Below are 13,171 nucleotides of genomic sequence, written 5' to 3'. Positions count from 1 at the left end.
AGGAGGTTTTGCTGTGACCGAGGCCAGCATTCCCACACTGCGTCTGTCCGTGCTGGATCGGTTGATCCGGCTCGACGAGGATGGACGACTGTCCGCCGACCATGTGCGCTCCGCCTCGCGGAAGCTAGGGGTGACCGAACGGGCAATATGGCAGTGGTTGGCGGCCCGCAATATGCGGAACGCTCCCGTGGTACGGAAGGAGATTCCGGAGGCCGCCACACGCAGAATCGGGTACCGGCAAGCCATCGCCGGGCAGGCGGGAACTGCCATGGTATCGATGGCTGCCGGAGACGAGGTGCTGCCCCGGCTCCCCGACAGCGATGTGGACACATTCCGCGCCGACGCCTACCGTGGCCTGTCACCGGAGGAGTTCGCCAGGGTCGACGCGGTGTACACCGAAGGTATCGATTCGACCTGTCGATGGCTCACCGCGCATGGCGGTCGTCCCTGTCGGCACGACCCGGGCCAGAAGCCCGACCCGAACTGGCTCGGGCCGGATGACGCGACCCTGGCCGAACACATGCGCACTGTGCTGCGTCCCCGGCGCGCGGTTCGGCGACGCCTTCCGGACAGACCTTACGCGGGCCAGATCGACGAATGGCACGATACGCTCGGCCTCTACCGATTCCTCGGCGAACTCGTCTCCGACAGCCCCGGCCGCGCGCACACCATTGCCCGGCTCCGCGGTGCGCAGGCGGCCTTCCTGCTGCACGGTATGCGGTTGGACCTTCCACCGGACCTGACATATTCGGTGGGACCCGGGTTCACCACGACACGGCTCGACGAGGGAACGGTCGAGCGTGTCCGGACACGAACCGGCAATCCGGTCGATGCCGCTGCCCTCACCACGGTGCTCTTCACCGGTGCCACCGTCATGGAACTCAATGCCATTCCCTGCGTGTCGCTCACTCCGGAAGCGCTCATCTTCACCGGCCCGATCGGCTGCGCCAGGGCGGCCGACGTGTACGTGTGGGTGATACCCACGCCGGCACGTCCCCTGCTGCACGCCGCCCGCGAGTACCAGGAGACCCGCGCCCAGCCCAATCCGAAACTTCTCGCCGGCGCCGTCGGCGGGGCCGGCCACCGACTGCAGGCCACCGCCACGCGGTGTGGGGTGACCATTCCGGAACTGCACCATTGGCACCACAGTTGGATACGCCAATCAGGGCTCCTCCGCCGTATCGAACAACCGCAGTATGTGCGTAACACCGACCTGCTGTTCGCGCTCCATCTCACCCCGCGCCCCAGGCTGCCCGTGTAGCCGGCGGGTGTCAGCGGGCGGCCACCGGGATTTGCTCCGATTCCGCAGGTCGCAAACCGTCGGTGCGGTCGGCGAAGTAGCGGCGGGTCGGCGCGTCGGACGAAATGAGCCGGACGGCGCGGAAACTCGCGTCCTCGGCCGCTGCCATGATGGGGTAGCGGGCACAGTGTCGCCCTGTGTCGGGGCGAAGATCCCGTCGTGACTACGGTGGAACCGGCGTGCCGGGCGACCGGGACGTCGGTCCGGTCCCCATGAGGAAGGAACGGAGAGGATATCGATGGTGCAGCAGGGCGATGACCGCGGCATTCGGATTTTCCCGTTGTCCGACACCGGGGCGGGTCCCTACGGCATCACCGTCGGACCCGACGGCGCACTGTGGACAGCACTCGAAACCGGAGCGGTCGCCCGTATCACACCGTCACCCCGACGAGGCGAGCCCGGACGACAGTTCGTGTCATCCGTGACGGCATGAAACCCGGCCCGTCGCAACGCCGGCCCGGTGGTGCGCGAAGCGGCCCGATATCCGCGTTATCGCACCGGGTCTGCGATCGGGGTCAGGCAGCTGGCCGGGGGATCGACGAGGAAGCAGACGGATGGGCCGCGGGTCGGGCGGTAACCGGCGGGAACACCGCCCGCGGCAACGATCTGCGTGTAGGTGCCTACGGCGTCGGTGGGCCGGCGGGTGAGGCCCGGGTCGTTGCGCACATCCACGGTGTAGAGGCCGAAACGGGGGTTGTAGCTTCCCCATTCGTAATTGTCGGTAAGGCTCCAGTAGTTGTAGCCGATCACGTTGATGCCATCGGCTTTGGCGCGCTGAATCCAGTAGACGGTATCGCGGAGATGGTCGCTGCGGGTGTAGCCGTCGGAGCGAGGACGGCCGTTGTCGGTGGGCATGCCGTTCTCCACGATATAGAGCGGTTTGCCCGGAAAACGGCGCGAATAGTACTGCAGCGCGAAGTAGATGCCCTCCGTGCGCAACGGTAACTCCCATATCTGCGGTCCCGGCAGGTTCGGGATCGCGGACCCACTGGCACTCATGACGGACTCGAGCAGCGACCGCACCGGATCATAGGCGAAGTAGTAATCGATACCCACGTAATCGAGCCGGCCGGCGATACGGTCGACGAGGGCCCCGTTGACCTGGGCTTCCGAGCCGGCGACGTAGCCGATGTTGCTGGTCACCTGGGCGCCTGGCCGAACCTGGTGGATGTGGTCGTAGATGGCGTTGTGCGCCTGCGCGATACGGTCCAGCATTTGGGGCGCGTCGGCGGCGCCCCTGCGGGTCTCGTGCGCGATGTAGGCGACCGGCTCGTTCACGGTGACCCACAGCGGATCGACAGCTGCGTAACGGTCGACGACCTTGCGCATGTTCGCCAGCCAGTCGGCGACCATGTCGGGGCCGCGCCAGCCGCCGCGGTCGACGGCCCAACCCGGGTACACCCAGTGGTCCAGGGTGATCATCGGCCGCATTCCGGCCTGCACGATGTTCGAGACGACGGCATCGTAGAAGCGGAACGCGGCGTCGTCCCAGACTCCCGGCGCCGGCTGTAGCCGGGCCCATTCGATTCCGATCCGGAAGACACGAACCCCCAACGCGCCCGCCAGCCGGATGTCCGATGCGTAGCGGTTGTAGAAGTCGACCGAGTCCTGCAGTCGGTCGTACCCGGGGTCCGCGGCGATATACCGGGTCCAGTTGCTGTCGGGCGCATGCCCTTCGGACTGGAATCCCGATGTTGCGACGCCCCAGAGGAATCCCGAGTCCAGCGCCGGCAAGGCGGCGGTCGGTTGTAGCGGCGGGGTGGCGGGGGAGTTCGAGTAGATCAGCAGGGTCGACACGGCGGAAGCGAGCGAGACCAGGAGGTACCGATGAAGCCGAGATCGCATCGGCTCAGAGTAACGTGATGAGCCGCTGAAGCATGGTAAATCCGAGTGATCCTGCGTCCGGCGCCCCAGTGTCGACGACGGATACGCCTGTGCCGCACCGGCTTCCGGTCGGATTCGGCCCGGCAACTCGGCAGGAGGCCGGCTGTCCGGTGTCGGTTCCCGTACCACCGCTCCGTGACCACCGGATATGGGCCGGGGCCGATCGAGAGGAGAACCCTGTTTCGGCTGTGGTGTGCCCGTGCGGATCGGAGTGGTCGACTCCTGGCGGGGATGTGATGACACACTTGGCCACCGATTTCGACCCGGCCATGGTGGAAGGCAGCGTGCGGGCATATCGGCAGAGCGGTATCGAGATGGAAGCCCGCGCGTACGAGGGGATCCCCCGTTCCTTCCGGGGGATGGAGCTGATGGGGCCCGGTATCGTTGCGATCGAGACTGGTACCCCGGCGAGGTGGAGCCGCGACCGACACCCGGCGTGACATCGCTGCACCCCGATACGCCCAAACCTCCCGCCACCGGGTAGGCGGCGATGGGGAGCAAGAGATGGCCTGTCGGGCCGGCTTCGGGTTTCGGCGCCGGCGCATCGAATGCCGGCTGCCCGGCGCGCGAAAGGCAGCGTCGAGCGGAGACCGCCGTGGGGTCGGGCCGAAGGGCCGACGCGTTCAGAGCAAGTGTTTGCGCAGGACTTCCAGATGAGTCGGGCGGGCGTCGTGCAGCCGTTTCCGGCCTTCCGGTGTGAGCTTCAGGAAGTTGGCGCGTCGGTCGAAGTCGCAGGCCGCCCGCTCCACCAGGCCGGCCTTCTCGAGCCGGGTCACGGTACGCGACAGGGCGCTCTGGCTCAGGTACATCTCGGCCTCGATGTCCTTCATCTTGACTTTCTCTGCCGGTTCCCCGCCGCAGCGGCCTCCGAGTACCTGCAAGAGTTCGAACTCGCTGAGTCCGAGTTGATGCTGTGCCTGTAGCGCACTCTCCAGCTCACAGGAGGTGCCGTGATAGCGGCGGAGGGTTTCGGACCACTTCGCGCAGACATCGTTGTCGGAGTCGTGGTACATGACCAGAGATTATCATGTCAAGTCATTTAATGCACGCGCATTACATGCTTGAGCATCACATGCATTGACATTCAATGCATGTGCATTTAAATTGCCCTTGTGACCGCAACAGCAACCGCGCTCGAGAACTCGACCGCTTCCGCCTCGCTCGAACCCCCCGCAGGCCGTTGGGGACCCACACTCTGGGCCGTTCTGTTCGTCGCCGGCCTGGCGATGTTCCTCGATGCCCTCGATGTGTCCATGGTCGGTGTGGCGCTCCCGTCCATCGGCCACGACCTGGGCATGGACACATCCGCGCTGCAATGGATCGTCAACGGCTACATCCTCGGCTACGGCGGTTTGTTGCTGCTCGGGGGACGCGCCGCCGACCTGCTCGGCCGACGGCAGGTCTTCCTGGCCGCCCTGGTGGTCTTCGGTATCGCCTCACTCGTCGGCGGGCTCGTCGACGCCGGTGGGCTGCTGATCGCCACCCGCATCATCAAGGGTGTGGCCGCCGCGTTCACCGCACCGGCAGCTCTCTCGATTATCACCACCACATTCAAAGAGGGTCCGGATCGCAACCGGGCGCTGTCGATCTTCACCATCTTCGGCGCGACCGGATATGCCTCCGGTTTGATCATGTCCGGCCTGCTCACCGGCATCGACTGGCGGCTGACCTTCTACCTGCCGGTGGTCGTCGTCACCGCCGTGGTGATCACGGCCTACTTCGTGGTGCCGCGCCACATCGAAAAGGAGGAGGGGCGTATCGATTTCGCCGGTGCCGCGCTGTTGACCGGCGGAATGCTCTCGGCGGTCTACACGATCGTCACCGTGCCGGAGACCGGCTTCACCGCCGGCGTCGTCGCGACCACCATCCTGGCGGTCGGCCTGCTCGGCATGTTCTTCGTGGTGGAGAACCAGGTGAGCCACCCGCTGGTCCGGCTGAGCATTTTCAAGGTCGAAACGATCGTACGGGCAAACCTGGCCGCATTGGCCATCTTCGGCTCCTATCTCGGTTTCCAGACGATCGTGTCGCTGTACTTGCAGAACACGCTGCAGTGGGAACCATTGCAGATGGCGCTCGCAATGGCACCGACGGGCATCATCGTGGCGATCCTCTCGCCGATCGCGGGTACGTTCATCGACCGGTTCGGTACCACGCCGATGATCCTCGCCGCGCTGACCTCCTTCGTGGCCGGCTATATGTGGTTCCTGGCGCGCGGCGGTAGCGCCGACCCCGACTATGCCGTCGACTACCTGCCCGCGTTCCTGCTCCTCGGCCTCGGTTTCGCGCTCGGGTTCTCCACGGTGATGGTGCAGGCCACCGAAGGTATCGCCGACCACGAGCAGGGATTGGCCTCCGGGCTGGTGCAGACCTCGTTCCAGATCGGCGGCGCGGTGGTCCTCGCCATCGCCACAGGGCTGATCAGTGGTGCGGCCGCCGACGGTATCGCGGGCTATCGGCCCGGGCTGTACCTGGTCACCTCGGTCGCGGTGGTCGGCCTGGTGGCCTCGGCCTCGGCGGTGTGGGCCCGCAAGAAGGCCGGCTACGAAGTGGCGTAGACGATTTCGACAACCGAACACCCCCTCGGTGGGGTCGCCGGATCGGCGACCCCACCGAGGGGCAGGCCGATCACCGGCACCCGCTACGCGCGTTCGTACTGTCGAATGCCGGTTCGGGAGGCTGCCGCACCGACCGGCTGTCTGAGGATGGTGCGGAGCTTCTCGGGTGCGACCTTGCGGAAGTCGTTGAGGTAGATCTCATGGTGTTTGCCGACCATCCGGAGCCCGTTGTCCGGGATGAACTCGTGGTGCATCCGTGCCAGTACTTCTGCCTCGCTGTCGTAGGGGCCGACATGTAGCGTCTGCACGCAGCGGCCCTCGGACAGCGAGTCCAGGCGAACCTCGCGGAGGCGCCGCGGGTGGTCCTTGGCCGCGATCTGTTCGACGGCGTCGGCGAACATGTCCTGGTCGATCCAGTCGGGGGTCATGATCATCAGCGTCCAATCCCACCGGGACTTGTCGCGTGCGGCCGTGAACGCGTCCATGTCATCGGCCCACCACAGGGCTTCCAGGGGCATGACGACGTAGTCGCGGCCCAGGGTTCGCTTGCAGGCGAATTTGAGCTTGTAGGCCAGTGGGTAGAGCGCCTCGGCCGCGTCGGTGAAGGCCGGATCGGTGTTGGGATCGCCGTGGCCGTCGATCATGAGGTACTGCAGATCGGGTACGTCCACCATGTGGAGCCGGCCTTGTCTTGCGCGGTAGGCCGCTATTTCCCTTGTGAAGTCAATCTTGTCCGTCATCGGGCACCTGGACTCGCGCCGCGAGCCACGACCTTTCTGCCTCCAAGAGGCTCAGTGAGTAGGAGAACACCTCGCGTGCCGGTAATGCGAGGGGGGCTTGTGTCGCCTCGGCCGCCTCGACGGCGGCGATACGAGCGTCGATGTGGGCGAGTCGTTCGCGCAGCGCCCGCGCATAGTCCCGTTCCGAGAGCAGGGACAGGTTCGAGACGCCCACCAGGAGGGGGTGCGGGACGGGGCGCAACTCCGCGATGATCGCGAGTGCGTTGCGGGCGGCGACCTCCCGCCCCGCGGCCGTGGCGTGGAAGACGCGTCGGGACTTCGCGGTCGCGGGTTCGTCGGGAACGTGGACGAGCCCGCGTTTCTCGAGCTTGGCGAGCAGATAGTAGAGGGATGAGAACCCGATTTCGGTCCACTGGCGGATGCCGCGGTGTTCGATGACCTGCTCCAGGTCGTAGCCGTGCCGAGGGCATTCGACGATCAGCCCGAGGACGGTCAGTTCGGACGGGGTGAGTTCCACGTTCTTATTCTAGTACTAGAATAGAGCTTCGCAAGCACTGCCGATCGAAGTGCCGTTCCCACGGTTCGCCGAACCCGCATCCCTCCACGGTTCCGGCGGGGAGTGCTCGTATGCCTTGGCGATGGCCGCCGTGATCGCCGGCGCGGCCCTCGGTGGGGCGATCGCGGCAATCGACGGATTCACCGCCCAACCCCTCGGCGTACCGTCGCGGTGAAGCCCTGTGCGAAGCCGATCCGATACCGGAGGTGAAACGAACCAGGCCGACCCCGTAGGGTCGGCCTGGTTCGGTCGATACGGATCAGACGAGGTCGAACCGGTCGTTGTTGACCACCTTGACCCACGCGGCAACGAAGTCGTTCACGAACCTGTCCGCGGAATCCTGCTGCGCGTACACCTCGGCCATTGCACGCAGCACCGAGTGCGATCCGAAGACGAGATCGTTGGCGGTGGCCGTCCATTTGGTCCGGCCGGAGCGCCGATCGAAACTTTCGTAGACGTTCTCCGCCGTCTCGGACGCCTTCCACTCCGTGTTCTGGTCGAGGAGGTTGACGAAGAAGTCGTTCGTCAGCACGCCCGGCCGTTCGGTGAACACGCCGTGTTCGGTGCCGCCGTGATTGGCGCCCAAGGCGCGCAGGCCGCCTATGAGCACCGCCATCTCCGGAGCAGTCAGGTCCAGCATGTACGCCCGGTCGACCAGGAGACGCTCCAACGGAGCCTTCTCGCCGACCCGCACATAGTTGCGGAATCCGTCGGCTCGCAGTTCGAGCACCGCGAAGGATTCCACATCGGTGTTCTCCTGGGTCGCATCCGTCCGCCCGGGTGCGAACGGCACCGTGATGTCGTGTCCCGCGTCCTTGGCCGCCTTCTCGACCGCCGCGGACCCGGCCAGGATGATCAGGTCGGCCAGTGAGACCTTCTTACCACCGGTGGCCGAGCTGTTGAAGTCCTGCTGGATCTGCTCCAGCACCGGCAGTACCTTGGCCAGTTCCTCCGGCTCGTTGACCTCCCAGCTCTTCTGCGGTTCCAGTCGAATCCGAGCGCCGTTGGCGCCACCGCGCTTGTCGGTGCTGCGGTAGCTGGCCGCCGACGCCCAAGCGGTTTTGACCAACTGCGCGACCGACAGGCCGGACTCGAGAACCTTGCTCTTCAGGGCCGCGATATCCTGCTCACCCACCAGCTCGTGATCGACGGCGGGAACGGGGTCCTGCCACAGCTGCGGCTCGGGAACCCACGGACCGAGATAGCGGCTGATCGGCCCCATATCGCGGTGCAGCAGTTTGTACCACGCCTTGGCGAACGCGTCGGCCAGCTCCTCGGGGTGATCCAGCCAACGGCGGGTGATCTCCCGGTAGATCGGATCTTCCCGCAGCGCCAGGTCGGTGGTCAGCATGGTCGGGTTACGTGCGGGGCCATCGAACGGATCCGGGATGGTGCCCTCGCCGGCGCCGTCCTTCGCCTTCCACTGCCATGCCCCGGCAGGGCTCTTGGTCAGCTCCCATTCGTAGCCGTACAGGTTCTGCAGGAAGCCGTTGTCCCACTTGGTCGGGGTGGATGTCCAGACAACCTCCAGGCCGCTGGTGATGGCGTCCTTGCCTTTACCCGTGCCGTAGGCACTCTTCCAGCCCAGGCCCTGCTGTTCGATAGGGGCGGCTTCCGGTTCGGCGCCGACCAGCCCCGGGTCGCCGGCACCGTGGGTCTTGCCGAAGCTGTGGCCGCCGACGATGAGTGCGGCGGTCTCCTCGTCGTTCATCGCCATACGGCCGAACGTCTCGCGGATGTCCCGGGCGGCGGCCACCGGATCCGGCCGACCGTTGGGCCCCTCGGGGTTTACATAGATCAGGCCCATCTGGACGTTGGCGAGCGGGTTCGTCAGTTCACGGTCACCGCTGTAGCGCTCATCGCCGAGCCAGGTGTCCTCCGGGCCCCAGAAGATCTCTTCCGGCTCCCAGATATCGGGGCGGCCGAACCCGAAGCCGAAGGTTTCGAACCCCATCGACTCGAGGGCCACATTGCCGGCGAATACCAGCAGATCGGCCCACGAGATCTTATTGCCGTACTTCTGCTTGACCGGCCACAGCAGTCGGCGAGCCTTGTCCAGGCTGGCGTTGTCCGGCCAGCTGTTGAGCGGCGCGAAACGCTGGGCGCCCTGACCCCCGCCGCCGCGTCCGTCGGCGATCCGGTAGGTACCCGCGGCGTGCCAGCTCATCCGGATGAACAGGCCACCGTAGTTTCCGTAGTCGGCCGGCCACCAGTCCTGTGAATCGGTCAGGACTGCCGCGACATCGGCCTTGAGGGCCTCGACGTCGAGTTTCGCGAACTCTTCGGCATAGTTGAAATCCTCGCCCAGCGGGTTGGACTTGGACGAGTGGGCGTGCAGCACCGAGACATCGATCTGCTCCGGCCACCAGTCCTTGTTGGTGCGGGGGCGATGGTCGGTCTTGGGAGTGGGGGACGGGATTGCCGGGTTCTCACTCTCGCTTGCGCTTCGAGTTCCGGTGTCGGGAGCGGGTGGACGGCTATCGGATGTCACGATATTCCTTCCTGGGTGAGTGGTGCGGTAGGCGATCAAAGAGGTTGTGCTGCCGCACAATCGGGACATAGACCCCAGTAGATGACTTCGGCCTCCTCGACCGAGAAGCCCTGGTCGTCGGATGCGGTCAGACAGGGGGCCTTCCCGACCGCACAGTCGACATCGGCGATCGACCCGCACGCTCGGCATACGACGTGGTGGTGATTGTCGCCGACCCGCGCCTCGTAACGCGCCACCGAGCCGGACGGCTGGATGCACCGGACCAGGCCCGCGGTGGTGAGCGCGCGCAACGAGTCGTACACCGTCTGGTGGGAGACCGATGACAGGCGGGACCTCACGGCGCGGATGATCGAGTCCGTGTCGGCGTGCGGGTGATCGTGCACCGCGCTCAGCACCGCGACACGCGGAGCGGTCACGCGCAGCGAAACTCCCCGCAGCATCTGCTGGAATTCCGTGGCTGTATGCACGCCTGAAAGTCTTGTCCGTTTTCTGGAATGAGTCAAGCATTTGTCGGCGCCTGCCCCGCTCGGACCCCGCACATCGGGGGCCGCTGCCCGGCCCCGCCTGCGGCGACCCCAACGCCGACCCGCATGAGGACCGGCCCGACGCCGGCGATCGTCCGTACCGTCCAGTAGCCGTGCCCGAGGTTCGGATTCCCGGGGCGAGGACCCGCTCGACCGCGTGCATTACGGCCGGGCGTGCGGCATCGTCGAACAGGATGCCGCCGCAGGTGCGAGAGTGATCGCCGTTACCCGGCGGGCTCGCATCAGGTCCTCGCCCTCGCCGGTGTCATCGGTGCGGAAAACCTCGGGTACTTCGTGGTCGAAAGCGATTCGCTCATCGATAACGGCGTTGTCCGGCTGCGCCGGTGACGTCGAGCCGTAGTGGCAGGACGGTGGCCGTTTCCAGGGATCCCCATTCCGGTGTAGGCGTGCCCGGGCGCGATCGTGGTCTGGTCCATCGGTTCCGCCGCGACGTGGTCGCACGTCGGCCGTATTCGGCGTAACACATTCCATCGGCGTCGGTGTCGATCGTGCCGGAGCTGGGGACATGGAACCATTCGGCCGGTGAAGACGCCAGATTCGGCTGCCGCTGCCGCACTGGGGCAAGAGCTGCGCCGACTCGAGGTGGCGTTGGGCAGAGCCGGTGCGAGCCTCGGCGATACCACGCACCGGTTCGCTTTCCGGAATGCTCTCACCGGCGCGCCGACCGGGCCCAGGAGCGTGTACTTGGCGTCGGTGCGCTCCAGAAGCCGCCGATCCAGCGGTGTGATGGTACGGATCATCCAGGACCCGGGCCTGGTCGCGGCAAACCTGACTGCCACGCGGGACAGGGGACTGTTCGGCGAACCCCACTGCCACTGCGGGAAAGGCGTTGTCATACGCCGGAATATACTGCCGGCGGGCGGTCCGAGGAACCTGGAGCGGGGGTCGGTGGTCGTGATCGGGGGAGGAGACGCGGACGGGTGGCGGATCGTGTCGCCGGGGGCCGCAACGCGGCGGCGGTATGCGGTTTCCCGAATGGTTTGCCCGATTGACCTGAGCACTGCGGGCGGGCATGGTGGGCCCATGGGCAGCGAAGAGGTCCGTCACGGGGTGGCTTTGACCAATCTCGATCAGCCGCTGTTCGATGGGGCCGAGGCGACCAAGCGCGACCTGCTGGACTATCTCGAGATGCTCGGGGAGCACCTGGTGCGGGTGTTGCGGGAGCGGCCGCTTTCGGTGGTGCGTGTTCGGCCGGGGCAGGAGCCGTTCATGCAGAAGAACCTGCCGAAATACACCCCCGAGTGGGTTCGGCGGGTGACGGTGTGGGCGGAGAGTTCGCGGCGGGAGATCTCCTATGCGTTGTGCGACGACATGCGGACGCTGTTGTGGTTCGGCAACCAGCGGGCCGTGGAGTACCACCCGGCGCTCGTTTCGGCCGACCATGCTCTCGGGCCGACGCATCTGGTACTCGACCTCGACCCCTCCCCGGGGCAGACCTTCCGACACGCCGTGGACGCGGCGAAACTGATTCGCGTGGCACTGGCGAACGCGGGGTTGGCGGGCGCGGTGAAGACCAGCGGTGCCAAGGGCGTGCACGTGTTCGTTCCGATCGATCCCGACACGCCGGTCGAGGACGCGGCCGCGGCCACTCGCGCGATCGCCTCCCGGGCCGAGCGCATCGATCCCGGTTTCGCCACCACGGCGTTCATCAAGGACGACCGCGAGGGCAGGGTGTTCTTGGACGCGACCCGGGCCGGTGGAGCGACTGTCGTCGCGGCGTACAGTCCGCGCATTCGCCCTGGCACCCCCGTATCGTTCCCGCTCGCGTGGACGGACCTCGATGATGTGGTGCCGGCGGATTTCACCGTACGCACGGCGCCGGTCCTACTGAGGGATACGGATCCGTGGTCCGTTGCCATGCCCGACCCGCAACGGCTTCCGGCGGACCTCGTTGCCGAAGGCCACACCATCCCGGTGCCCCGGGTCCAGGCGATGCACGAAGGCAAACGACGTGCTCGCGCCCGCCGCGCGACCTGAGACCCATCGCCGGCGGTGAGCGTCCTACGAGCACTGTCCCTCCGGCCAGGAGCGCCGCCACGCCGCCGCTACAAGTGTCCGAAGGAGATCGCGGTGGTTGCGGAGCTGCCGTGCAACGCCGGCGAAAGGTGCTGAAAACCGAACTGCGGGCGGTGTATTGGGGCGATGCGACCACCGCGGCGCACAGCGGCGACGCTCGGTGAGGATCTCGGCATCGAAGCGTCGCGCCGTGTCGACCGCCCGAGTGCTAGTAGGTCGTGTTGATGTACTCGGCGGCGTGCGTGGTCCAGAGGATATTCGTCCCCGGCATGTCATGTGCCGAATAGAGCACGTGTTGGCCCTCGGGCCACGGTGTCAGATAGCCGATGACACCGCGCACGGCGGCCGTGTAGCGCGCGAGGTTCGCGATCGGATCGCGCAGCAGAACTTCGAGTAGTTCGGCGAAGATCAGCGGCGCGACATTGCCGATGCGCGCGCCTTCGACGAAAGAGAACGGTGAGATGCCCACGTCGATGATGCGCAACGGCGAATCCGCCGGGGAGGCGGTGATGATATCGCCGGGATTGGCGTATTCGCGTACCGCGACCGTGGCAGGCCACGCGCCCCGCTGCCCGTGCAGGCCGAATGTCGACGCGGGGCAGAGGTTCCCGACCGATTGTCCGGCGCGGCGCAAGGGGTTGGCGATATTCACCACGAACGCGATCTCCAGGGGCGTACCGTCGAGGTTCTTGTGCGTGCCCGCCTGGACGCCTTCCAGGATGCGGGTGGTGCAGATGCCGCCGAGCGAATAGCCCAACAGCCCGCAGACATTCGGCGAGTCCTGGATCGCCTTCACCCCGGCGGCGATGCCGAGCCGCACCGACGTGTCCAGCGAAGGGCCCCAGACCTCCGGCGCGGGACCCACCGAAGCGGGCCAATCCGGTTCGAAGCAGGTGAACCTGGCGGGGTCGAGTAGTTTTGTGACGTCGTGCAGCATGCCCGCGGGCGTTCCGTCGGAGTTGCGTGGCTCGCCGTTGCCACGGAAAGTGATGACGTCGATCATCATGTCCTCCTTGGAATACCGTGCCGAAACCTTCGGCACGGAAATCCACGGTAGGCCTATGCCGCCCCCGGGACACGAGTA

General features: G+C 66.3%; 13 protein-coding genes. 5 read left to right on the top strand and 8 right to left on the bottom strand.

Going from position 1 to position 13,171, the window contains the following annotated elements; translation table 11 throughout:
* Positions 1-13 precede the first annotated feature (13 nt).
* Entirely contained in the window at positions 14-1,261 is a 1,248-nt protein-coding gene (locus ON20_RS31860) for a hypothetical protein (RefSeq protein ID WP_040841868.1), read from the top strand.
* Between the two features lie 10 nt (positions 1,262-1,271).
* Here ON20_RS31860 and ON20_RS37195 read toward each other — a convergent pair whose 3' ends face one another.
* Positions 1,272-1,409 (bottom strand): hypothetical protein, encoded by a 138-nt coding sequence (locus ON20_RS37195; RefSeq protein WP_174361960.1) that lies wholly within the window; start codon positions 1,407-1,409, stop codon positions 1,272-1,274.
* A 129-nt stretch (positions 1,410-1,538) separates the two neighbouring features.
* Between ON20_RS37195 and ON20_RS40400 the strand changes: the two genes are divergently transcribed.
* Positions 1,539-1,733: a hypothetical protein gene (locus ON20_RS40400; RefSeq protein WP_040841865.1), complete on the top strand. Its 195-nt coding sequence runs from the start codon at positions 1,539-1,541 to the stop codon at positions 1,731-1,733.
* A 56-nt stretch (positions 1,734-1,789) separates the two neighbouring features.
* Here ON20_RS40400 and ON20_RS31850 read toward each other — a convergent pair whose 3' ends face one another.
* A complete protein-coding gene (locus ON20_RS31850) occupies positions 1,790-3,145 on the bottom strand; it encodes a family 1 glycosylhydrolase (RefSeq protein ID WP_040841863.1) in 1,356 nt (451 codons plus the stop codon).
* Between the two features lie 275 nt (positions 3,146-3,420).
* Here ON20_RS31850 and ON20_RS31845 point away from each other — a divergent pair, with 275 nt between their 5' ends.
* Positions 3,421-3,624: an SAM-dependent methyltransferase gene (locus ON20_RS31845; RefSeq protein WP_157229174.1), complete on the top strand. Its 204-nt coding sequence runs from the start codon at positions 3,421-3,423 to the stop codon at positions 3,622-3,624.
* Positions 3,625-3,807: 183 nt separating this feature from the next.
* Here the strand turns inward: ON20_RS31845 and ON20_RS31840 are convergent, their stop codons facing one another.
* A complete protein-coding gene (locus ON20_RS31840) occupies positions 3,808-4,197 on the bottom strand; it encodes a MarR family winged helix-turn-helix transcriptional regulator (protein ID WP_040841858.1) in 390 nt (129 codons plus the stop codon).
* A 99-nt stretch (positions 4,198-4,296) separates the two neighbouring features.
* Here ON20_RS31840 and ON20_RS31835 point away from each other — a divergent pair, with 99 nt between their 5' ends.
* The gene (locus tag ON20_RS31835; RefSeq protein WP_051163715.1) at positions 4,297-5,739 is read left to right on the top strand and encodes an MFS transporter; all 1,443 of its coding nucleotides are present in this window, start codon (positions 4,297-4,299) and stop codon (positions 5,737-5,739) included.
* Positions 5,740-5,822: 83 nt separating this feature from the next.
* On the opposite strand, the gene ON20_RS31830 is transcribed toward ON20_RS31835, so the two are convergent.
* The 4 genes from ON20_RS31830 to ON20_RS31815 form a co-directional block, all read right to left on the bottom strand.
* Positions 5,823-6,479, bottom strand: coding sequence for a GyrI-like domain-containing protein (locus ON20_RS31830; protein WP_040841855.1), 657 nt, complete (start codon positions 6,477-6,479; stop codon positions 5,823-5,825).
* On the bottom strand, positions 6,463-6,996 hold the full coding sequence (locus tag ON20_RS31825; RefSeq protein ID WP_040841852.1) for a PadR family transcriptional regulator: 534 nt from the start codon (positions 6,994-6,996) through the stop codon (positions 6,463-6,465). The genes ON20_RS31830 and ON20_RS31825 overlap by 17 nt, the downstream gene beginning before the upstream one ends.
* A 298-nt stretch (positions 6,997-7,294) precedes the next feature.
* The gene (katG, locus tag ON20_RS31820; RefSeq protein ID WP_040841944.1) at positions 7,295-9,526 is read right to left on the bottom strand and encodes a catalase/peroxidase HPI; all 2,232 of its coding nucleotides are present in this window, start codon (positions 9,524-9,526) and stop codon (positions 7,295-7,297) included.
* Positions 9,527-9,561: 35 nt separating this feature from the next.
* Entirely contained in the window at positions 9,562-9,966 is a 405-nt protein-coding gene (locus ON20_RS31815; protein ID WP_174361961.1) for a Fur family transcriptional regulator, read from the bottom strand.
* A 1,128-nt stretch (positions 9,967-11,094) separates the two neighbouring features.
* Between ON20_RS31815 and ON20_RS31805 the strand changes: the two genes are divergently transcribed.
* Entirely contained in the window at positions 11,095-12,048 is a 954-nt protein-coding gene (locus ON20_RS31805) for a DNA polymerase domain-containing protein (protein WP_040841846.1), read from the top strand.
* 247 nt (positions 12,049-12,295) lie between these two features.
* Here ON20_RS31805 and ON20_RS31800 read toward each other — a convergent pair whose 3' ends face one another.
* Complete coding sequence (locus ON20_RS31800; RefSeq protein ID WP_245547610.1) at positions 12,296-13,129, bottom strand: hypothetical protein; 834 nt, start codon at positions 13,127-13,129, stop codon at positions 12,296-12,298.
* Positions 13,130-13,171: the final 42 nt, after the last annotated feature.

Origin of the sequence: Nocardia brevicatena NBRC 12119 (assembly GCF_000308495.1) — a bacterium.
Classification (GTDB): domain Bacteria; phylum Actinomycetota; class Actinomycetes; order Mycobacteriales; family Mycobacteriaceae; genus Nocardia; species Nocardia brevicatena.
Note: the sequence above shows the minus strand (reverse complement) of the source record. Positions and strands in the feature narration are given on the sequence as shown.